The 19,232-nt window shown below is 72.2% G+C and carries 21 protein-coding genes; 13 read left to right on the forward strand and 8 right to left on the reverse strand.

Features of this window, described 5'->3' with window-relative positions:
* Positions 1 to 22: 22 nt before the first annotated feature.
* A complete protein-coding gene (locus tag QHG49_RS19290; RefSeq protein WP_145485850.1) occupies positions 23 to 1,663 on the reverse strand; it encodes an FAD-dependent monooxygenase in 1,641 nt (546 codons plus the stop codon).
* A gap of 210 nt (positions 1,664 to 1,873) precedes the next feature.
* Between QHG49_RS19290 and QHG49_RS19295 the strand changes: the two genes are divergently transcribed.
* The 7 genes from QHG49_RS19295 (at position 1,874) to QHG49_RS19325 (ending at position 7,113) form a co-directional block, all read left to right on the forward strand.
* On the forward strand, positions 1,874 to 2,962 hold the full coding sequence (locus QHG49_RS19295; protein ID WP_145485851.1) for a SchA/CurD-like domain-containing protein: 1,089 nt from the start codon (positions 1,874 to 1,876) through the stop codon (positions 2,960 to 2,962).
* Between the two features lie 63 nt (positions 2,963 to 3,025).
* Positions 3,026 to 3,496 (forward strand): cupin domain-containing protein, encoded by a 471-nt coding sequence (locus tag QHG49_RS19300; protein ID WP_145485852.1) that lies wholly within the window; start codon positions 3,026 to 3,028, stop codon positions 3,494 to 3,496.
* The gene (locus QHG49_RS19305) at positions 3,493 to 4,752 is read left to right on the forward strand and encodes a beta-ketoacyl synthase (RefSeq protein WP_145485853.1); all 1,260 of its coding nucleotides are present in this window, start codon (positions 3,493 to 3,495) and stop codon (positions 4,750 to 4,752) included. The genes QHG49_RS19300 and QHG49_RS19305 overlap by 4 nt, the downstream gene beginning before the upstream one ends.
* Positions 4,753 to 4,759: 7 nt before the next feature.
* Positions 4,760 to 6,004 carry a ketosynthase chain-length factor gene (locus QHG49_RS19310; RefSeq protein WP_301490490.1) on the forward strand — a complete coding sequence of 415 codons (1,245 nt, stop codon included), beginning with the start codon at positions 4,760 to 4,762 and terminating at the stop codon, positions 6,002 to 6,004.
* Positions 6,005 to 6,023: 19 nt separating this feature from the next.
* Positions 6,024 to 6,278 (forward strand): acyl carrier protein, encoded by a 255-nt coding sequence (locus QHG49_RS19315; protein ID WP_046422178.1) that lies wholly within the window; start codon positions 6,024 to 6,026, stop codon positions 6,276 to 6,278.
* Between the two features lies 1 nt (position 6,279).
* Positions 6,280 to 6,759, forward strand: coding sequence for an SRPBCC family protein (locus tag QHG49_RS19320; RefSeq protein WP_086805942.1), 480 nt, complete (start codon positions 6,280 to 6,282; stop codon positions 6,757 to 6,759).
* Positions 6,760 to 6,789: 30 nt separating this feature from the next.
* On the forward strand, positions 6,790 to 7,113 hold the full coding sequence (locus QHG49_RS19325; protein WP_086805941.1) for a TcmI family type II polyketide cyclase: 324 nt from the start codon (positions 6,790 to 6,792) through the stop codon (positions 7,111 to 7,113).
* 87 nt (positions 7,114 to 7,200) lie between these two features.
* Here QHG49_RS19325 and QHG49_RS19330 read toward each other — a convergent pair whose 3' ends face one another.
* On the reverse strand, positions 7,201 to 8,265 hold the full coding sequence (locus QHG49_RS19330; protein WP_301490493.1) for a methyltransferase: 1,065 nt from the start codon (positions 8,263 to 8,265) through the stop codon (positions 7,201 to 7,203).
* A gap of 58 nt (positions 8,266 to 8,323) precedes the next feature.
* On the reverse strand, positions 8,324 to 9,427 hold the full coding sequence (locus QHG49_RS19335; protein ID WP_145485855.1) for a nitrous oxide reductase family maturation protein NosD: 1,104 nt from the start codon (positions 9,425 to 9,427) through the stop codon (positions 8,324 to 8,326).
* A gap of 87 nt (positions 9,428 to 9,514) precedes the next feature.
* On the opposite strand from QHG49_RS19335, the gene QHG49_RS19340 reads away from it, so the two are divergent.
* The 3 genes from QHG49_RS19340 (at position 9,515) to QHG49_RS19350 (ending at position 12,422) form a co-directional block, all read left to right on the forward strand.
* Positions 9,515 to 10,180, forward strand: coding sequence for a rhomboid-like protein (locus QHG49_RS19340; RefSeq protein WP_186337735.1), 666 nt, complete (start codon positions 9,515 to 9,517; stop codon positions 10,178 to 10,180).
* Between the two features lie 10 nt (positions 10,181 to 10,190).
* Positions 10,191 to 11,597 (forward strand): FAD-binding oxidoreductase, encoded by a 1,407-nt coding sequence (locus QHG49_RS19345; protein ID WP_301490494.1) that lies wholly within the window; start codon positions 10,191 to 10,193, stop codon positions 11,595 to 11,597.
* Positions 11,598 to 11,771: 174 nt separating this feature from the next.
* The gene (locus tag QHG49_RS19350; protein ID WP_301490495.1) at positions 11,772 to 12,422 is read left to right on the forward strand and encodes a hypothetical protein; all 651 of its coding nucleotides are present in this window, start codon (positions 11,772 to 11,774) and stop codon (positions 12,420 to 12,422) included.
* Here QHG49_RS19350 and QHG49_RS19355 read toward each other — a convergent pair.
* Complete coding sequence (locus QHG49_RS19355; protein ID WP_159702582.1) at positions 12,388 to 13,932, reverse strand: MFS transporter; 1,545 nt, start codon at positions 13,930 to 13,932, stop codon at positions 12,388 to 12,390. The genes QHG49_RS19350 and QHG49_RS19355 overlap by 35 nt on opposite strands.
* 240 nt (positions 13,933 to 14,172) lie before the next feature.
* Here QHG49_RS19355 and QHG49_RS19360 point away from each other — a divergent pair, with 240 nt between their 5' ends.
* A complete protein-coding gene (locus QHG49_RS19360) occupies positions 14,173 to 14,850 on the forward strand; it encodes a pentapeptide repeat-containing protein (RefSeq protein WP_301490496.1) in 678 nt (225 codons plus the stop codon).
* Between the two features lie 9 nt (positions 14,851 to 14,859).
* On the opposite strand, the gene QHG49_RS19365 is transcribed toward QHG49_RS19360, so the two are convergent.
* Positions 14,860 to 15,360, reverse strand: coding sequence for a hypothetical protein (locus QHG49_RS19365; RefSeq protein WP_301490498.1), 501 nt, complete (start codon positions 15,358 to 15,360; stop codon positions 14,860 to 14,862).
* Between the two features lie 183 nt (positions 15,361 to 15,543).
* Between QHG49_RS19365 and QHG49_RS19370 the strand changes: the two genes are divergently transcribed.
* On the forward strand, positions 15,544 to 16,935 hold the full coding sequence (locus tag QHG49_RS19370) for a M1 family metallopeptidase (RefSeq protein WP_201300592.1): 1,392 nt from the start codon (positions 15,544 to 15,546) through the stop codon (positions 16,933 to 16,935).
* Between the two features lie 136 nt (positions 16,936 to 17,071).
* On the opposite strand, the gene QHG49_RS19375 is transcribed toward QHG49_RS19370, so the two are convergent.
* Positions 17,072 to 17,647: a TerD family protein gene (locus QHG49_RS19375; RefSeq protein ID WP_301490500.1), complete on the reverse strand. Its 576-nt coding sequence runs from the start codon at positions 17,645 to 17,647 to the stop codon at positions 17,072 to 17,074.
* 176 nt (positions 17,648 to 17,823) lie between these two features.
* Here QHG49_RS19375 and arfB point away from each other — a divergent pair, with 176 nt between their 5' ends.
* On the forward strand, positions 17,824 to 18,252 hold the full coding sequence (gene arfB, locus QHG49_RS19380) for an alternative ribosome rescue aminoacyl-tRNA hydrolase ArfB (RefSeq protein ID WP_159702576.1): 429 nt from the start codon (positions 17,824 to 17,826) through the stop codon (positions 18,250 to 18,252).
* A 30-nt stretch (positions 18,253 to 18,282) separates the two neighbouring features.
* On the opposite strand, the gene QHG49_RS19385 is transcribed toward arfB, so the two are convergent.
* Together QHG49_RS19385 and QHG49_RS19390 are read right to left on the reverse strand one after the other, a co-directional pair.
* On the reverse strand, positions 18,283 to 18,651 hold the full coding sequence (locus tag QHG49_RS19385) for a GNAT family N-acetyltransferase (protein WP_301490504.1): 369 nt from the start codon (positions 18,649 to 18,651) through the stop codon (positions 18,283 to 18,285).
* A gap of 54 nt (positions 18,652 to 18,705) precedes the next feature.
* Positions 18,706 to 19,197, reverse strand: a complete 492-nt coding sequence (locus tag QHG49_RS19390) for a flavin reductase family protein (RefSeq protein WP_370530582.1) — start codon at positions 19,195 to 19,197, stop codon at positions 18,706 to 18,708.
* Positions 19,198 to 19,232 lie beyond the last annotated feature (35 nt).

A 19,232-nucleotide genomic window follows, 5' to 3' on the forward strand; every position in this document is an offset into this window, starting at 1 on the left:
CCTGTGGTGTTGTTCGTGCGGGTCAGGGCCGGTGCAGTACGGCCTTCAGGGCGTCCCGGAGGGCCGCCTGGGGGTCGGGGGAGGCGGCCTGGGCGCGCCAGGCGACGAAGCCGTCGGGGCGGACGAGGACCGCGCCGTCGGCGCCGACGCCGTGCAGCGCGGCCCAGTCGTCGCCCTCGGTGTCGTACATCAGGTCGGCGTCGCCGCCCGGGCCGATCCGGTAGGCGTCGAGCCGTACCCCGTCCAGGGCGGCGACGCGCCGGGCGGCCTCGTACCAGCCCGCGTCGTCGGGGGCGTCGGTGAGCAGGACCATGGAGCGCTCGTAGAGGTCGAGGGTGGACAGCCGGCGGGCGGCCTGGCGCAGCCACAGGTGGGGGGCGCGGGTGCCGGGGCGGCCGGTGAGGGAGAGGGCGTCGGGGACGACCGGCGCCTCGGGGTCGGTGCCGACGGCGGCGCCCTCGGGGTAGTGGTAGCCGAGGACGACGTTGAGGATGCCGCCGCGCTTGGCGCCGCCGACGCCGGGGGCCGGGGCGAAGCCGGGGTGGCTGTGCTCGACGGAGCGGGCGGAGGCGCGGGCGCTGGTGGCGACGGCGACCGGGCGGCGCTCGGCGCCGTAGCTGTCCAGGAGCGCGGGGCCGGCCCAGCCGTCGAGGACGGCGGCGAGCTTCCAGGCGAGGTTGTGGGCGTCCTGGATGCCGGTGTTGGAGCCGAACGCGCCGGTGGGGGACATCTCGTGGGCGGAGTCGCCGGCGAGGAAGACCCGGCCCGCCGCGTAGGTGTCGGCGACCCGTTCGGCGGCGCGCCAGGACGCCATTCCGGTGATCTTCACGTCGAGGTCGGGCACGCCGACCGCGGCGGCGATGTGCCGCTGGAGCCGCTCCTCGGTGAACTCATCCAGGGATTCGCCGAGTTCGGGGTGCCAGGGGGCGTGGAAGACCCAGCGCTCCTTGTTGTCGACGGGCAGCAGGGCGCCGTCGGCGTCGGGGTGGGTGAGGTAGCAGCAGATGAAGCGGCGGTCGCCGACCACGTCGGCCAGGCGGGTGGAGCGGAAGGTGACGCTGACGTTGGCGAACAGCTCGCCGGGGCCGCTCTGGCCGATGCCGAGGGCGCGGCGGACGGGGCTGCGGGGGCCGTCGGCGGCGACGAGGTAGTCGGCCCGGACGGTGTAGCGCTCGTCGGTGGAGCGGTCGCGGACGGTCGCCCTCACCCCGTCGGCGTCCTGTTCGAAGGACTCCATCTCGTGGTGGTAGCGCAGGTCGCCGCCGAGTTCGCGGGCGCCGTCCACGAGGACGGGTTCGAGGTCGTTCTGGCTGCACAGGCACCAGGAGGTGGGGCTGAACCTCCTGAGGCCGCCGCCGGGGTCGATCTCCTTGAACAGCCACTCGCCGGCCTCGCCGACCAGGGCCGGGGTCTGCAGGATGCCGTGGTTGTCGGCGAGCAGTGAGGCCGCCGCCTTGATGTCCGGCTCGATGCCGGCCACCCGGAAGAGTTCCATCGTGCGGACGTTGTTGCCGCGTCCGCGCGGGTGGTGCGAGGTCCCGGAGTGCCGCTCCACCAGCATGTGGCGCACGCCGAGGCGGCCGAGGAACAGGGATGTGGACAGGCCCACCAGAGAGCCGCCCACGATGAGGACGGGAACCCGGTGGTCGGCTGTGTGATGCATCGAGCCTCCAGATGCAGGGGTGCGTACAGGACGCCTGTGAGTCTCATGCCCGGTATCGCCGTGGTTGGGGCCATTTGCGCGTGGGATCACCCACGTGGTTCCTACGAGTCGCGGGCTTACGGCCAGCGGCACAGGATCAAGAAGCGCTGACGTCGCGTCACGGCGGTGACCGGCGCACCCGAGATCCCCCGCCAAGGAGATGTCCGCACCATGACCACCACCTCTGAACGTCTGTCAGAAGTCCCGGCGCGCGACGCGTCGAAGCGTGTCTCCCAGTCCGTGTTCGACGGCTCGCGGCTCCGGGTCGTCCTGCTGGTCGACGTCTTCGACGGCGCGCAGCAGCAGTTCCTGGAGGCGTACGAGCAGCTCTGCAACCAGGTTGCGTCGGTGCCCGGCCATGTCAGCGACCAACTCTGCCAGTCCATCGAGAATCCATCCCAATGGCTCATCACCAGCGAGTGGGAGAGCGCTCCGCCGTTCCTCACCTGGGTGAACAGCGAGGAGCACGTGCGGATGGTGGAGCCGCTGCACTCCTGCGTGCGCAACACCCGCTCGCTGCGCTTCCACATCGTCCGGGAGACGGGCCGCGCCTACGAGACCGACGCGCCCGCCCGGGGCCGGCTCCAGACGGAGGTGCGCATCGGTGACGGAGTGATCCGGCACGCGCTGACCTTCACCGTGAAGCCGGGCACCGAGGACAAGGTGGCCAAGCTGCTCGCGGACTACGCGGCGCCCGAGCCGCGGGTGGACGACTCCACGCGGCTTCTGCGCACCTCGCTGTTCATGCACGGCAACCGGGTGGTGCGCGCCATCGAGGTGCGCGGCGACCTGCTGGCCGCCCTGCGCCATGTGTCGCGTTCGCCCGAGGTGCGGGCCGTGGAGGAGGCCATCAACCCCTATCTGGAGCAGGACCGGGACCTGAACGACCAGGAGTCGGCCCGGCTGTTCTTCACCCGGGCGGCGCTGCCTGCCGTGCACCACGTGATGGCGGACGACCGGCCCGAGGGCACCCGGCGGGCCCTGTACTACCCGGCCAGGGCGGGCCGCGGGATGAAGCTCGCCGAGCTGCTCGCCGAGGCGGACTCGGCGGCGGCCGACGACCCATCGAGCCAGGTGCTGCGCAGCACGGTCTTCGAGCGCGAGGACGTCGTGGTGCGGCTGGTGGACCTCGCGGCCGAGGGCGCGGACGTGGACCCGCTGCCCCGGGACCCCGCGCGCGCCGCCGAGCTGCGCGAGCTGCTGGCCGGCGAGGCCGCCCGCATGGAGCTGGTCACCGACCGCCGCTCGCCGGCGGTCTGAGCGGCCCCGCCCGCCCCCGAGAGCCACACCCAGAAGCCCGATCACATCCACCGGAGGAACGTCGTGATCAAATCCCGTCCGAGAATCGTGGACCTCAGCGAGACCGAGCCCAACACCCGGCGCGGCGGCGATCTGCGCGCCATGCTCACCCCGGCCACGGTCGGTTCCACCAGCGGCTTCATGGGTGTGGCCATCGTGCAGCCCGGCGACCGCATCGGTGAGCACTACCACCCCTACTCCGAGGAGTTCGTCTACGTCGTCTGCGGCGAGCTGGAGGTCGACCTGGACGGCGAGCCGCACGTGCTGCGTCCGGAGCAGGGGCTGATGATCCCCATCGACATGCGCCACCGGTTCCGCAACGTCGGCAAGGTGGAGGCCCGGATGGTCTTCCACCTCGGCCCGCTGGCGCCCCGCCCGCAGCTCGGGCACGTCGACACCGAGGAGACCTCGGTGATCGGCGCGGCCGCGGTGCTGACCGAGGCGGGGGCCGGGGCGGCCGGGGCGGGCGCCGACGGCGGAGGGGTCAGGTCATGAACCGGCGCGTGGCGGTCACCGGCATAGGCATCGTCGCCCCGGGCGGCATCGGCACCCCCGCGTTCTGGGATCTGCTCGCGCACGGCCGGACCGCGACGCGGGGCATCACCTTCTTCGACCCCTCCCAGCTGCGGTCGCGGATCGCCGCCGAGTGCGACTTCGACCCGGCGGCGCACGGCCTGGACGCCGAGCAGGTGGAACGGGCGGACCGCTACATCCAGTTCGCGCTGGTCGCGGGCGACGAGGCGGTCCGCGACTCCGGCCTCGACCTGGCGCGGGAGGACCCCTGGCGGATCGCGGTGTCGGTGGGCACCGCGGTCGGCGGCACCACCCGCCTGGAGAACGACTACGTGCTGGTCAGTCACGGCGGCGAGCGCTGGGACGTGGACCACGAGCGGGCGCGGCCCCAGCTGCACCGGGCGTTCTCCCCGAGCACCGCGGCCTCCGCCGTGGCGGAACGATTCGGCGCCCAGGGTCCGGTGCAGACCGTCTCCACCGGCTGCACCTCGGGCCTGGACGCCGTCGGATACGCCTTCCACACCGTCCAGGAGGGCCGGGCCGACATCTGCATAGCCGGTGCGTCCGACTCGCCCATATCCCCCATCACCATGGCCTGCTTCGACGCGATCAAGGCCACGTCACCGAACAACGACGACCCCGCGCACGCCTCCAAGCCCTTCGACAACAACCGTGACGGCTTCGTCATGGGCGAGGGCGGCGCGGTGCTCGTCCTGGAGGAGCTGGAGCACGCACGGGCCCGCGGCGCGCACGTCTACTGCGAGCTGGGCGGCTACGCGACCTTCGGCAACGCCTACCACATGACCGGTCTGACCAAGGAGGGCCTGGAGATGGCGCGGGCCATCTCGACCGCCCTCGACCAGGCCAGGCTCGACCCCACGGCGATCGACTACGTCAACGCGCACGGCTCCGGCACCCGGCAGAACGACCGCCATGAGACGGCGGCCGTCAAGCGGGCGCTCGGGCAGCACGCCTACGACACCCCGATGAGCTCCATCAAGTCCATGGTGGGCCACTCCCTCGGGGCGATCGGCGCCATCGAACTGGTCGCCTGCGTACTGGCCCTGGCCGAGCAGGCCGTACCGCCGACCGCGAACTACGAGACCCCCGACCCCGAGTGCGACCTCGACTACGTGCCGCGTACCGCCCGCGAGCGGAAGCTGACCAGCGTGCTCTCCGTGGGCAGCGGGTTCGGCGGCTTCCAGTCCGCGGTGATCCTGACCCGGCCGAGGGAGTGAGGACGAGATGAGCGAACCCCAGGACCGGCGCGCGGCCGTCACCGGCATCGGCGTCGTCGCGCCCAACGGCGTCAGCACCGACACCTTCTGGAAGGCCACCCACGAGGGACTCAGCGTCCTGGACCGGGTGACCCGCGAGGGATGTGAGCGCCTGCCGCTGAAGGTGGCCGGCGAGGTCCGCGCCTTCGACGCGGCGGACACCATCGAGGAGCGCTTCCTCGTGCAGACCGACCGCTTCACCCACTACGCCATGGCCGCGGCCGACTTCGCGCTCACCGACGCCCGGCTCGGCCAGGCCGACACCGACCAGTCGCCGTACTCCATCGGCGTGGTCACCGCCGCGGGCTCCGGCGGCGGCGAGTTCGGCCAGCGCGAGCTCCAGCGGCTGTGGGGCAAGGGCAGCCGGTTCGTGGGGCCGTACCAGTCCATCGCCTGGTTCTACGCCGCGAGCACCGGCCAGGTCTCCATCCGCCGCGGCTTCAAGGGCCCCTGCTCGGTCGTCGCCTCCGACGAGGCCGGCGGTCTGGACTCCCTCGCGCACGCGGCCCGGGCGGTGCGGCGCGGCACCGACGCGATCGTGGCCGGCTCCACCGAGGCGCCGCTCGCGCCGTACTCGGTGGTCTGCCAGCTCGGCTACGAGGAGCTGAGCCGCGAGAGCGAACCGGGGCGCGCCTACCGGCCGTTCACGAAGGACGCGTGCGGGTTCGTGCCCGCCGAGGGCGGCGCGATGCTCGTGGTGGAGGCCGCCGGTGCCGCCCGGGCGCGCGGTGCCGACATCCGGGCCTTCGTCGCCGGGCACGCGGCGACCTTCACCGGCGCCTCCCGGTGGGCGGAGTCCCGCGCGGGTCTCGCCCAGGCCATCCGGCAGGCGCTGGCCGAGGCGGAGTGCGCGCCCGAGGAGGTCGACGTCGTCTTCGCCGACGCCCTCGGGGTGCCGGCGGCCGACCGGGCCGAGGCGCTGGCCATCGCCGACGCCCTCGGTGCCCATGGCACCCGGGTGCCGGTCACCGCCCCCAAGACCGGCACGGGACGCGGCTACTGCGCGGCCCCGGTGCTGGACTCCGCGGCGGCCGTGCTCGCGATGGAGCACGGACTGATCCCGCCGACCCCGAACGTCCACGACGTCTGCCACGACCTCGACCTCGTCACCGGCCGCGCCCGGGTCGCCGAGCCGCGCACCGCGCTGGTCCTCAGCCGCGGCCTCATGGGGTCGAACTCGGCGCTGGTGCTGCGGCATCCCAGCGCACGGTGAACAGCAAAGGAGGAGAGCAATGTCCAAGATCACCGTCGAAGAACTCGCAGCCCTCATGAAGAAGGCGGCCGGGGTCACCGTCAGCCCCCAGCAGCTCAACGACAAGCCGGACACCGGCTTCGACGTCCTCGGCGTCGACTCGCTCGGCCTGCTCGGCATCGTCGGCGAGCTGGAGAACGAGCACGGCACCCCGATGCCGGTGGACGCCGAGCGCTGCAAGACCCCTCAGCAGTTCCTCAACCTCGTCAACAACACGCTGATGGCAGGAGCCTGACATGGCAGGGCACACCCAGAACGAGATCACCGTCGCGGCCCCGCTCGACCTGGTCTGGGACATGACCAACGATCTGGAGCGCTGGCCCCAGCTGTTCAGCGAGTACGCGGCCGTCGAGGTGCTCAAGCGGGAGGGCGAGAAGACCACCTTCCGGCTCACCATGCACCCGGACGAGAACGGGACCGTCTGGAGCTGGGTCTCCGAGCGCGAGCCCGACCGCGCCACCCGCACCGTCCGGGCGCGCCGGGTGGAGACCGGTCCGTTCGCCCACATGGACATCCACTGGGCCTACGAGGAGGTCCCGGCCGGCACCCGCATGGTGTGGACGCAGGACTTCGCGATGAAGCCGGAGGCCCCGGTCGACGACGACTGGATGACCGACAACATCAACAAGAACTCCAAGGTCCAGATGGCCCTGATCCGCGACAAGATCGAGAAGGCCGCCGCCGGACACCGGCCCGCCCCGGCGCTCGCCGACTGAGCGCCACCGCACCGGAAGGGAGGCACCACCGTGCACCAGGCCCTGATCGTCGCCCGGATGGCCCCGGGCTCGGCCCCCGACATCGCGAAGATCTTCGAGGAGTCCGACCGGGGGGAGCTGCCCCACCTCGTGGGCGTCACCCGGCGCAGCCTCTTCCAGTTCGGCGATGTGTACATGCACCTCATCGAGTCCGAGCGCGAGCCCGGCCCGGCCATCGCCAAGGTCACCGAACACCCCGAGTTCCGGGGCGTCAGCGAACGGCTGACGGCATACGTCAGCGCGTACGACCCGGAGACCTGGCGCTCCCCCAAGGACGCGATGGCGCGCCGCTTCTACCTCTGGGAGCGCTCCTGACACGCGCGTCCGCGTCGCGTAAACGCCGGTCGCCGGGCCCGTGGTGCAGCGGGCCCGGCGACCGGCGTTCGCACGCGGCGTCGCCGGTCACGCGCTCACATGGCACTCGAACGCGTGCAGGTACGGGTTCACCGGCCGGACGGTGTCCACGGCGAGGCCCGCCGCGGTGAGCCGGCTCACCATGCTGTCGGTGGTGTGCTTGGCCCCGCCGACGTTGAGGAGCAGCAGCAGGTCCATCGCGGTGCTGAACCGCATCGACGGGGTGTCGTCGACGAGGTTCTCGATGACGATCACCCGGGTCCCGGGCCCGCCCGCCTGGACGACGTTGTGCAGCAGCCGGGCCGTGCTCTCGTCGTCCCACTCCAGGATGTTCTTGATGATGTAGACGTCCGCCTTGACCGGGATCGCCTCGCGGACGTCGCCCGGCACGATCTGCGCGCGGCCGGCCAGGTCGCCGCCCTCGCGCAGCCTCGGCAGCGCGTTCTCCACCACCCGGGGCAGGTCCAGCAGACTGCCCCGCATCTGCGGGTACTTGTCCAGCAGGCAGGCCACCACATGCCCCTGGCCGCCGCCGAGGTCGGCGACGGACGCGGACCCCGACAGGTCGAGCAGGGCCGCGACCTCCCGCGCCGACTGCTCGCTGGACCGGGTCATCGCCCGGTTGAAGACGTCCGCGGACTCCGGCGCGTCCTCGTTCAGGTAGGTGAAGAACTCCTTGCCGAACAGGCCCTCCACCACGTTGCGGCCGCTGCGCACCGCCTCGTCCAGCTTGGGCCAGGCGGCCCAGGTCCACGGTTCGGTGCACCACAGCGCGATGGCGCGCAGGCTGTTCGGGTCGTCCTCGCGCAGCAGCCGGGACATGTCGGTGTGCGCGAAGGTGCCGTCGGGCCGCTCGGTGAAGACGCCGTAGCAGGCCAGGGCCCGCAGCATGCGGCGCAGCGGCTTGGGTTCGGCGTGCACCTCGGCCGCCAGGGCCTCGGCGCTCTGCGGGGTGTCCCCGAGGGCGTCCGGCACGCCGAGGCGGGCGGCGGCCCGTACGGCGGCGGACAGGGCCGCCCCGAAGACGAGTTCGCGCAGCCGCATCGGCGGGGGCGGGGCGGTCGGGGCCTGGGCGGTGGCCGTGTTCGGCGGTGCCGTCTCAGCGGTGGTCATCTGCCGCCTTCCTTCGTTCTCGGCGTGCGTCGGTCCAGCGGGGGCAGGGGGCGGGCGGTCAGCACAGGCCGGCGGGCTTGGAGACCCGGCAGGCGTTGTGGTCGAAGGTGTTGCCGATGCCCTTGGTCTCGGTGTTCACCAGGTCCGCGGGGGCGTTGCGGGCCAGCGCGTTGCCGCTGACGCGGTTGTGGTCGTTGGTGACGCCCACGAAGCTCTTGAACAGCACGATGCCGCCCGACAGCGGGGACTTGCCCGAGTTGTTGGTGACCCGGTTGCCGTCCACCACGGTCTTCTCGGTGCCGGTCAGCACGATGCCGGAGCCCTGGATGGCGGGCAGCCGGTCGGTCTTGGGGCAGGACTTGTTGTTCGCGGTGACGTCGTTGAAGGCGACCTCCAGGTCACCGGCCTTCGGCTTGTTCTCGTCGCCGACGACGAACACCCCGGCGCAGTTGCCCGCGATGTAGTTCTCGGCCACCGAGAGGTTGCGCAGCCGCCGCACGGTGACGCCGATGCGGTTGCCCTCCAGCCGGTTGTGGTCGATCACCGTCCGCCGGGTGTCGAGGGCGCCGGCCTCCTCGGTGATGGTGTTGGCGAGGAAGACGCCCGCGTCGCCGTTGCCCTGCGCGTAGTTGCCGACGATGTGCCCGTGCACGGAACGCTCCTGGGCGATGCCCCACACGGCGTTCTTGACGGCCTGGACGCCCCGTACGGTCATGGTGTCCGTCGCCATGCCGAACACCCCGGCGCGGCTGAAGCCGGTCACCTTCAGATCGGCGACGGTGACGCCCTCGACGTTCGTCGTCCTGGTGCCGATCACACAGATGCCGTTGCCGCCCTCGGCGCAGCTCTTGGTGGCCTTGGTGTTCTTGCCGGGCGCCGTGCCCGCCGTCGTCTTCGCGGCGGGCTCGATCACCGTGGCCGGTCCCAGCCCGCGCAGGGTGACCCGCGGCGTGCCGATGGTGACGCTCTCCTTGTAGGTGCCGGGGAGCACCAGCACGGTGTCGCCGGGCCGCGCGCTGTTCACGGCCTTCTGGATCGATTCACCCCGGTGGACCACGAGGGTCTGGTGGAGGGCGGCCGCGGGGGAGGCGCCCAGACCGATTCCCGAACCGACGAGGGCCGCGACGGCACTCGCGGCGTAAGCGATGTGACATCTCTTCATACTGGGTACGTTATGACCGAATAATCCGTAGATGTGTGGATAAGCCAATCGGCGGCGTGTCCGCGCGAGGGGACGCATACTGGCGACGTGACCCGGGCCGGCCGCCTCCGCCGTGGACTCGGGGCGGTCGCGGCCTATGTCCGCAGCGCCCCGGGCACCTACGTCTGGCTGGCGGTCCTGTTCGTCACCACCGTCGCGGTGCACCACATGTCGCCCGGGTTCGAGCAGCACTTCCTGCGCCGCAGGTCCACCAACATCCACGAGCTGTCCCGCACCCCGCTGCGGGTGCTGGTCACCAGCGCGATGTGGATCGACGGCGGGCGCTGGCTGCCGTACGCGTTCCTGTACACGGTCTTCCACGCCCCGGCCGAGCGCTGGCTCGGCACCGCCCGCTGGCTCGTGGTGTGCGCGGCGGCCCATGTGCTCGCGTCCCTGGTCAGCGAGGGCCTGCTGCTGAAGGCGATCCGGGACGGCATCGCGCCCCACTCGGCGGTGTACACCCTTGACATCGGCGTCAGTTACGCCCTGGCCGGCGTCATCGGCGTCCTCACCTACCGCCTTACGGCCCCCTGGCGCTACGCCTACCTCGCCGTCGCCGCCGTCGTCTTCGCGCTGCCCCTGACCGAGACGCCCACCTTCACCGACACCGGACATTTCCTCGCGCTGCTGATCGGCCTGGCCTGCTATCCGCTGACCAGAGGCCGCGGAAAAGCATGGAATCCGAAGGAGACACTGACCGCGCTCAAGGGTTAGGTTCCCGGCCATGAGCAGCTCGGCAAGCAGTGTCGTGAACGGTGGCATCTCCTTCTGGTACACGGACGACGGCCTCCCGGCGGTACGGGAACCGCTGCCCGGCGACGCCACCGCGGACGTGGTGATCGTCGGCGGCGGGTACACCGGCCTGTGGACCGCGTACTACCTGAAGAAGGCCGCGCCCTTCCTGCGGATCACCGTCCTGGAGCAGAAGTTCTGCGGATACGGCGCCTCCGGCCGCAACGGCGGCTGGCTGTACAACGGCATCGCGGGCCGCGACCGGTACGCCGGGCTGCACGGCCGGGAGGCCGCGGTCCGCCTCCAGCAGGCGATGAACGACACCGTGGACGAGGTGATCGCGGTCGCCGGGGCCGAGGGCATCGACGCCGACCTGCACAAGGGCGGCGTCCTGGAGGTGGCCACCACACCCGCGCAGCTGGCCCGGCTGCGGGCCTTCCACGAGCACGAGCTGTCGTACGGCGAGAAGGACCGGGAGCTGTACGGCGCCCGGGAGACGGCCGAGCGGATCCGGGTCGCGGACGCCGTCGGCTCCGCCTGGACCCCGCACGGCGCCCGGCTCAACCCGGCGAAGCTGGTGAAGGGCCTGGCGGCGACGGTCGAGGCGCTCGGCGTGGTGATCCACGAGATGACCCCGGTGACCGAGATCCGCCCCAAGCACGCCGTCACCCCCTACGGCACCGTCCGCGCCCCCTACGTGCTGCGCTGCACCGAGGGCTTCACCGCCTCCCTCAAGGGCCAGAAGCGGACCTGGCTGCCGATGAACTCCTCGATGATCGCCACCGAGCCGCTGACCGAGGAGCAGTGGGCGGCGATCGGCTGGGCGGGCCGCGAGACGCTGGGCGACATGGCGCACGCCTACATGTACGCGCAGCGCACCGCCGACGGCCGGATCGCGCTGGGCGGGCGCGGGGTGCCGTACCGCTTCGGCTCGCGCACGGACAACGACGGGCGCACCCAGCGGGCGACCGTCGAGGCGCTGCGGGACATCCTGGTGCGCTTCTTCCCGTCCCTGGCCGGGGTCGCCGTCACCCACGCCTGGTCCGGTGTGCTCGGGGTGCCGCGCGACTGGTGCGCCACCGTCACCCTCGACCGCGCCACCGGCCTCGGCTGGGCTGGCGGTTACGTCGGCTCCGGCGTCGCCACCGCCAACCTCGCCGCCCGCACCCTGCGCGACCTCGTCCAGCAGGACTCCGGGCAGGCCGGCCGCACCGAGCTGACCGAACTGCCCTGGGTCGGCCACAAGGTCCGCAAGTGGGAGCCCGAGCCCCTGCGCTGGCTCGGCGTCCACGGCATGTACGCCACCTACCACACGGCCGACCGCCGCGAGCGCCGCCACCCGGCGACGGAGTCCTCGCGGCTGGCGAAGGTGGCGGACCGGGTGGCCGGACGGCACTGAGGCGCCGTGCGTTGGTCCCCTGACGAAAGCGGAACGGGATCATGACAGAAACGCGACCTCGGGCGGCCAGTATGATCACCGCCGCACATCAGCCAGATGAATGACCGGGTCCGCTTTGCCACGGCAACCGTGCGGCGGACCCGCATTTCTTCTACGGGGAGAGGTTCTCTTTTCATGCGTATACGGGTCGCCACCGGTGTTCCCACCGTCGCCGCGATAGCCGCCTGCGGGCTGCTGCTCACCGGGTGCAACGACGATTCCGGCTCGGGCGCCGGCTCCGCGTCCTCGCCCGCGCCGACCGCGTCGGCCCCGGCCGGCAGCTCCGCCCCGGCGGCGTCGCCCTCGCGGTCGGCCGCCGGGAACGGGGGCGCCGCCACCGGTACCGCCGTGCCCGTGAACAAGACGATCGACGACGACGTGATGGGCGAGAAGGCCACCGTCATCAAGTACGTCAAGGACTTCCAGCCGTCGGCGGCGGCGAAGGCCAAGTTCTCGGCGCTCGCGGACGAGAAGGTCGTCCTGGTCGACGTCACGGTCACCGCCAGCTCGAAGTACTACGACAGCTTCGGCGCCACGTCCTTCTACCTCACCGGCATGCCCAACGGCATCGACCAGGCGAGCACCACCATCCTCGACGACGAGATCAAGGCGGCCGGCTACCCGCCGCTGAAGGACGCCGAGACCGGCAAGACCTCGACCGGATGGGTCGTCTTCACACCCGCCAAGGACGCGGACAAGCTCGTCCTGCGCTACAAGCGCCTGGCGGCCAAGGCCTCCGACGGCACGAACATCACCGCGAAGAACTTCGACGTCCCGCTCGACTGACGAGCCGGAACGGGGCACGCCCCGCAGGCGACGCCCCGGCGCTCGTCGGCGGGGCGCCGTGCTTCGGGGCCGGCGCGGTCACCATCAGGCCCGCGGTCAGGGCGGAGACCAGCATGATCACGGCGGCCCAGGCGATGGCCACGGTGTAGCCGTGCACGACCCCGGCCGGGACCGCGCCGGGCCGGTGCGGGCGGGCGGCGACATAGGCGGCGGCGCTGGTGGTGGCGATCGTGTTGAGCAGCGCCGTACCGATCGAACCGCCGACCTGCTGGGCCGTGTTGACGGTCGCGGAGGTGACCCCGGCGTCCCGTGGCGCGACCCCCGCCGTCGCCGTGGCGAACACCGGCATGAAGGTCAGCCCCAGGCCGAGCCCCAGCAGCACCAGGGAGGGCAGGATCTCCCCGGCGTAGGAGGAGTGCGGGGTCAGCCGGGTGAGCAGCAGCAGCCCGCCGGTCGCCAGCAGCATGCCCGGCACCAGCAGCCGCCGGGGCGGCACATGGGGCAGCAGCCGCGCGGAGATCTGGGTGGACCCGGCGACGATCGCGGCGGTCATCGGCAGGAACGCCAGGCCCGTGCGGAACGGCGAGTAGCCGAGGACGACCTGGAGGTAGTAGGTCATGAACAGGAACAGCCCGAACATGCCGATCACCGCGAACGTCATCGTCAGCAGGCAGCCCGCCCGGTCCCGGTCGCGCAGGATCCGCAGCGGCAGCAGGGGACTCGGCGCCCGCGCCTGCCACCACACGAACGCCACGAGCAGCAGCACCCCGGCCGCCAGCAGCGCGAGCACCAGCGGGTCCGACCAGCCGCGCGGCTGGGCCTCGCCGAAGCCGTAGACGATCGCGACCAGGCCCCCGCAGCCCAGCAGCACTCCGGGCACGTCGAGCCGGACGTCCCGGTGGCCCGGCCGGTCGTGCAGCAGCGCGAACGCGCCGAAGACCGCGAGCGCCGCGATGGGCACGTTGACGTACAGGCACCAGCGCCAGGTCAGGTACTCGGTGAGCACCCCGCCGACGATCAGCCCGATCGCCGAACCGCTGCCCGCCAGCGCGCTGTAGACCCCGAACGCCTTGCCGCGCTCGCGGGGGTCGGTGAACATCGTGGTCAGCAGGGACAGCGCGGAGGGCGCGAGCAGGGCGGCGAAGACCCCTTGCAGCGCGCGGGCGCCGAAGAGCATCCCGGAGCCGTTCGCGGCCCCGCCGAGCGCGGAGGCGAACGCGAAGCCGGCCAGACCGGTCACGAAGGTGCGTTTTCGCCCCACGAGATCGGCGACCCGGCCGCCCAGCAGGAGCAGCCCGCCGAAGGCGAGGGTGTACGCGGTGATCACCCACTGCCGGTTGCCGTCGGACATGTGCAGGGCGCGCTGCGCGGAGGGGAGCGCGATGTTCACGATCGTGGCGTCCAGGACCACCATCAGCTGGGCCAGGGCGATGACGACCAGCCCCCACCAGCGGTGCGGATCCGTACCCTCCGCGGCGGCCCGGGACTCACCCGTTCGGCCGATGCTCATCTGGCCAGAACACCATGGATCGGGAGGTGCCGCATCTGGGTGAGTACGCCCTGATTCTCAGGGTTTTCTCAGGGTTCCGGTACGGCCTGCTCCCCGGGTTCCGGTACGGCCTTTCCCGCAGTGCGGCGGTCCTCCGGCGACCGCTCCTCCAGGGCCCGCCGCCGCGCCGCCGCGGTCCCGGTCCGGGCGCCCGGGCCACGCCTTCGGTGATTGTCAGTGGCGGGGTGCAGCATGGGACCCATGGCGAGGGGAACGACCGGCGGGAGCCGGATGGGACGGGGCGCACGGCGGCCGGAGCTGCGACTGCCGCCGCTGGTGCCGTGGGCCGGCGACGGTCTGGAGCCCGACGGGGACTACGACGGGCTGGAGTTCGCGGACGCGGACCTCACGGGCCAGGACGCGGCGGGCGCCCGGTTCATGGACTGCGCGCTGCGCGGCTGCGCGGTCGACGGCACGAAGCTGCGGCACGCCCGCGTGCTGGACACCGCGCTCACCGCCCCGCGCGGGGTCGGCACGGATCTGTCCGAGGCCACCCTGCGCGATGTGGAGCTGACCGAGGCGCGCCTCGGCGGCACCCAGCTGCACGGCGCGGTGCTGGAGCGGGTCGTGGTGCGCGGCGGCAAGATCGACTACCTGAATCTGCGCATGGCCCGGCTGCGGGACGTGGTCTTCGAGTCCTGCGTCCTGGTCGAACCGGACTTCGGCAGCGCGCGCCTGGAGCGGGTGGAGTTCGTGGACTGCGCGCTGAAGGGGGCCGACTTCACCGGGGCCACGCTGAAGGACGTCGATCTGCGCGGCGCCGCCCCGCTGGAGATCGCCCGGGGCCTCGACCGGCTGTCCGGCGCGGTGATCGGCACCGGCCAGCTGCTCGACCTGGCACCGGCGCTGGCGGCCGCGCTCGGGATACGCGTGGAGTGAGCGGTCCCGTCACCCGACGCGGGGGAAGCGGGCCTGGAGGGTCCAGATCGCCGGGTTCTCGCCCAGGTCCTCGTGCAGGTCGACGAGGTCGGCGACCAGGTCCTGGAGGAAGTCCCGTGCCTCGCGGCGCAGTTCGGCGTGCGCGAAGGAGAGCGGGGCCTCGTCCAGCGGCTGCCAGTCGGCCGTGATGTCGACCCAGCCGAAGCGGCGCTCGAACAGCATCCGGTCACTGGACTCGGTGAAGTCCAGCTCCGCCCGCTGCGGCCGGGCGGCGCGGGAGCCCATCGGATCCCGGTCCAGCCGCTCCACGATGTCGCACAGCGCCCACGCGAAGTCCAGCACCGGCACCCATCCCCAGGCTGTGGACAGCTCCCGGTCCGACACGGTGTCCGCGAGGTACACGTCCCCGCAGAACAGATCGTGCCGCAGCGCGCGCACGTCCGCGCGGCGGTAGTCGGTCTGCGGGGGGTCCGGGAACCGGTTGGAGAGGGCGTAGCCGATATCGAGCACGGACCGATGGTGTCACGGCGGCGCGGGGACGCCGGGGGCGGTGCCGGGCCCGGGGCTCCGCCCTTCCTGTGAGCGGGCTGTGTCCGGGTGCCGTTTCCGCAGGCGGGCGGCTTTCGGGGCGCTGCTCGATCCGCCCCCGGAGACGTCTCCCCCGATGATCCGCTTCCGCCTAAGATCGCTGACATGTCCAGATCCGTACGCCTGGTACCGGCCGCCGCGGTCGCGTGGGCGCTCGTTCTCGCCGGTACCGGGTGCGGGGGCGGGGTGCGCGGCACACCGGGGGGCCCGGGTGTGCGGGACCCGTACTTCCCGAAGGCGGGCAACGGCGGGTACGACGTCGGCCACTACGCCCTCACCCTGGACTACACCCCGGCCACCCGCCGCCTCACCGGTACGGCGGTCATCACGGCGCGCGCCACCAAGGATCTCTCCGCGTTCGACCTGGACCTCGCCGGGCTGCACGTGGACTCGGTCGGCGTCGACGGCAAGGACGCCCGCTACCACCGGGCCGGTCAGGAACTCACCGTCCGCCCGCACGACGATCTGCGCGAGGGCCGTACCTTCCGTACGACCGTCCGCTACTCCGGCGTCCCCGGCACCCTCACCGACCCCGACGGCTCCGCGGAGGGCTGGCTGCCCACGGCCGACGGCGCGCTCGGGCTCGGCGAGCCGGTCGGGTCCATGGCGTGGTTCCCCGGCAACGACCACCCCTCCGACAAGGCCACGTACGACATCACCGTCACCGTCCCGCAGGGCCTCCAGGCGGTGTCCAACGGCGAGTTGGCGGACCAGTCAAGCCGGGCGGGGCGTACGACCTACCACTGGCACACCGCCCAGCCCATGGCCAGCTATCTCGCCACCGTCGCGATCGGCCACTTCGACATCACCCGGTCCAAGGGGCCCGGCGGGCTGCCCGTGCTCACCGCGGTCGACCCCACGCAGGCCAAGGCGAGCGCGGCGGTCCTCGCGAGGCTGCCGGAGGTCGTCAAGTGGGAGGAGGACACGTTCGGGCCGTACCCCTTCTCCTCCGTCGGCGCCATCGTCGACCGGCCGGACGACGCCGGGTACGCGCTGGAGACGCAGAACCGGCCGGTCTTCCCCGGCGCCCCCGAGCTGACCACGCTCGTCCATGAACTCGCCCACCAGTGGTACGGCGACTGCGTCACGCCCAAGTCCTGGCGGGACATGTGGCTCAACGAGGGGTTCGCCACGTACGCGCAGTGGCTGTGGGACGAGGACCACGGCGGGGACTCGGCCGAGAAGACCTTCCGGTACTACTACGACGAGCACGACAGCGCCCTGTGGGCCTTTCCGCCCGCGACACCCTCCGGCGCGGCGCACATCTCCGCGTCGCCGGTCTACGAGCGCGGCGCGATGGTCCTCCACAAGATCCGGCAGAAGGTCGGCGACAAGGCCTTCTTCGCCTTCCTGCGCGCCTGGCCGGCCGCGCACCGGTACGGCAACGCGAGCACCGCGGACTTCACGGCGTACGTCGAACACCGCTTCCCGGACGAGGACTTCGGCGAGATCTGGAAGGACTGGCTGTACGGCGAGGGCAAACCGGCGCATCCGTGACATGGGGCGCCGTTCTCGGCTGCGGGAGCGTCGTGGTCGCTCGCGCAGTTCCCCGCGCTCCTTCGGGGGCGCTGGAGCGGCCGATGCCCGCCCTTCCCCGGGTCCTCGGGCGGGGAAGGGCGGAGACGGCGGTCCGTCAGACGTTCACGCCGAAGTCCTGGGCGATGCCGACCAGGCCGGAGGCGTAACCCTGGCCCACCGCGCGGAACTTCCACTCCGCGCCGTTGCGGTACAGCTCGCCGAAGACCATGGCGGTCTCGGTGGCGGCGTCCTCGGACAGGTCGTAGCGGGCGATCTCCGCGCCGCCGGCCTGGTTGACGATGCGGATGTAGGCGTTGCGCACCTGGCCGAAGTTCTGGCCGCGGTTCTCCGCGTCGTAGATGGAGACCGGGGTGACGATCTTGTCGATGTCGGCCGGGAGACCGGCCAGGTTGACGTTGATCGCCTCGTCGTCGCCCGCGCCCTCGCCCGTGCGGTTGTCACCGGTGTGCACGATGGTGCTGTCCGGGGTCTGCTTGTTGTTGAAGAAGACGAAGTGGGCGTCCGAGTAGACCTTGCCCTGCGCGTTGACCGCGATGGCGGACGCGTCCAGGTCGAAGTCCGTGCCCGTGGTGGTGCGGACGTCCCAGCCGAGGCCCACGGTGACGGCCGTCAGGCCCGGAGCCTCCTTGGAGAGCGAGACGTTGCCACCCTTGGACAGGCTTACAGCCATGTTGGGAGTCCCTTCCTAGTTTTCCCAGTGCGTGCCGACGAAGCTACCGTCACCCGGGACAACGTCGAGGGGGGTGCCCATGGTTCCGCCCCCCCTTTACCTTTTTTACCCGCCCTTCTCCACGGATCCGGAAATCCAGGTGACGTGGGCGGGCCCGGGCCGGGAACATGGAGGGCATGTCCGGTCCTCACGTCATCCGCGGCTCCGTCTCGCTCCCCGAGGCCGAGCTGATGTGGCGTTTCTCCAGGTCGTCCGGCCCGGGTGGGCAGCATGTCAACACCAGCGACTCCCAGGTGGAGCTGCGCTTCGACCTCGCGGCCACCGAGGCGCTGCCGCCGGTGTGGAAGGAGCGGGCCCTGGAGCGGCTGGCCGGCCGGCTCGTCGACGGGGTGGTGACCGTGCGCGCGTCCGAGCACCGCTCACAGTGGCGCAACCGCGAGAGCGCCGCCGTACGCCTCGCGGCCCTCCTCGCGGAGGCCACCGCACCCCCGCCCAAGCCCCGCAGGCCCACCCGGATACCCCGGGGCATCAACGAGCGCCGGCTGCGGGAGAAGAAGCAGCGCGCCGACACCAAGCGCGGGCGTTCGGGCCGCGACTGGGGGTAGGAGGGGCGCCTCTCGCCGCGCCCTCTTCAGCTACGCGTCACCCACTCCCCGCCCGCCCACCGTCTGCCCCCCGCTCGTCTCCCCGTTCCCGCGGAAGCCCAGCCGGAGATGGAACCTCTCGGGGCCGTCCGCCCCGGGATGCCAGGTGACGTACAGCTCGCAACCGCCCCGGCGCCGGATCTCCGCGCCCACCGAGGCCACCGCGAAGCGCCCGTACCCGCGCCTCTGCTCGCCCGCCGCGATGTCCAGCCGGGGCCAGGCCACACCCGGAGGGTGCGCGTAGGCCTCGGCGAGGGAGCGTTCCACCGGCTCGACCGCGTGTTCCTCATCGGGCCGGACGCGAATGCCGAGCGCCGCCTCGAAATTGCGCGGCGTGATCTCTTCCGGGTGCGGTGTCATCCGCGCACCCCGGGCCGCGAATTCACCGCGCCACCACGGAAATAAAAGGGAGGCTCAGCCCAACTGCCGGTAACGGCCCCGGAAATACGTCAGCGGGCCGCCCTCCACGCTCGGCACCCGGGCCGTCAGCACCCGTCCGAGGACCAGGGTGTGATCGCCCGCCGCCACCCGCTGCTCCGTGCGGCACTCCAGCGTCGCGAGCGCGCCGCCGACCAGCGGGGCGTGCGTGACCTCGCCGCGGGTGCAGGCGATGTCCTCGAAGAGGAGCCGGTCGCTGATGCGGCCCTTCATGGCGAAGCGGCCCGCGATGTGCCGCTGGCTCTCGGCGAGCACCGACACCGCCCACAGCGGCTGCTCGGCGAGCAGGTCGTCCATGCGCGAGCCCTCCCGCAGGCTGACCAGCACCAGCGGCGGATCGAGGGAGACCGACAGGAAGGCCGTGGCCGTCATGCCGACGTCCTCCACGCCCGGGGCGTTCGGGTCGTCGGGGTCGAGCGGCGGCTCCTGCGCGGTCACCAGGACCACACCCGCGGCCAGCCGGGACATCGCGGCCCGGAACTCGTCGTTGCTCACCCCCTCAG

It is taken from the genome of Streptomyces sp. WP-1 (genome assembly GCF_030450125.1).
Classification (GTDB): Bacteria; Actinomycetota; Actinomycetes; order Streptomycetales; family Streptomycetaceae; genus Streptomyces; species Streptomyces incarnatus.

Bases quoted from the DNA above. Each gene is read 5' to 3' on its own strand.
- QHG49_RS19360 (WP_301490496.1), top strand. From the start codon at position 14,173: ATGGCGAGGGGAACGACCGGCGGGAGCCGGATGGGACGGGGCGCACGG.
- QHG49_RS19375 (WP_301490500.1), bottom strand. From the start codon at position 17,647: ATGGCTGTAAGCCTGTCCAAGGGTGGCAACGTCTCGCTCTCCAAGGAG.
- QHG49_RS19355 (WP_159702582.1), bottom strand. From the start codon at position 13,932: ATGAGCATCGGCCGAACGGGTGAGTCCCGGGCCGCCGCGGAGGGTACG.
- QHG49_RS19345 (WP_301490494.1), top strand. From the start codon at position 10,191: ATGAGCAGCTCGGCAAGCAGTGTCGTGAACGGTGGCATCTCCTTCTGG.
- QHG49_RS19350 (WP_301490495.1), top strand. From the start codon at position 11,772: ATGCGTATACGGGTCGCCACCGGTGTTCCCACCGTCGCCGCGATAGCC.
- QHG49_RS19330 (WP_301490493.1), bottom strand. From the start codon at position 8,265: ATGACCACCGCTGAGACGGCACCGCCGAACACGGCCACCGCCCAGGCC.
- QHG49_RS19315 (WP_046422178.1), top strand. From the start codon at position 6,024: ATGTCCAAGATCACCGTCGAAGAACTCGCAGCCCTCATGAAGAAGGCG.
- QHG49_RS19385 (WP_301490504.1), bottom strand. From the start codon at position 18,651: ATGACACCGCACCCGGAAGAGATCACGCCGCGCAATTTCGAGGCGGCG.
- QHG49_RS19320 (WP_086805942.1), top strand. From the start codon at position 6,280: ATGGCAGGGCACACCCAGAACGAGATCACCGTCGCGGCCCCGCTCGAC.
- QHG49_RS19305 (WP_145485853.1), top strand. From the start codon at position 3,493: ATGAACCGGCGCGTGGCGGTCACCGGCATAGGCATCGTCGCCCCGGGC.
- QHG49_RS19335 (WP_145485855.1), bottom strand. From the start codon at position 9,427: ATGAAGAGATGTCACATCGCTTACGCCGCGAGTGCCGTCGCGGCCCTC.
- QHG49_RS19390 (WP_370530582.1), bottom strand. From the start codon at position 19,197: ATGTCCCGGCTGGCCGCGGGTGTGGTCCTGGTGACCGCGCAGGAGCCG.
- QHG49_RS19310 (WP_301490490.1), top strand. From the start codon at position 4,760: ATGAGCGAACCCCAGGACCGGCGCGCGGCCGTCACCGGCATCGGCGTC.
- arfB (WP_159702576.1), top strand. From the start codon at position 17,824: ATGTCCGGTCCTCACGTCATCCGCGGCTCCGTCTCGCTCCCCGAGGCC.
- QHG49_RS19370 (WP_201300592.1), top strand. From the start codon at position 15,544: ATGTCCAGATCCGTACGCCTGGTACCGGCCGCCGCGGTCGCGTGGGCG.
- QHG49_RS19290 (WP_145485850.1), bottom strand. From the start codon at position 1,663: ATGCATCACACAGCCGACCACCGGGTTCCCGTCCTCATCGTGGGCGGC.
- QHG49_RS19295 (WP_145485851.1), top strand. From the start codon at position 1,874: ATGACCACCACCTCTGAACGTCTGTCAGAAGTCCCGGCGCGCGACGCG.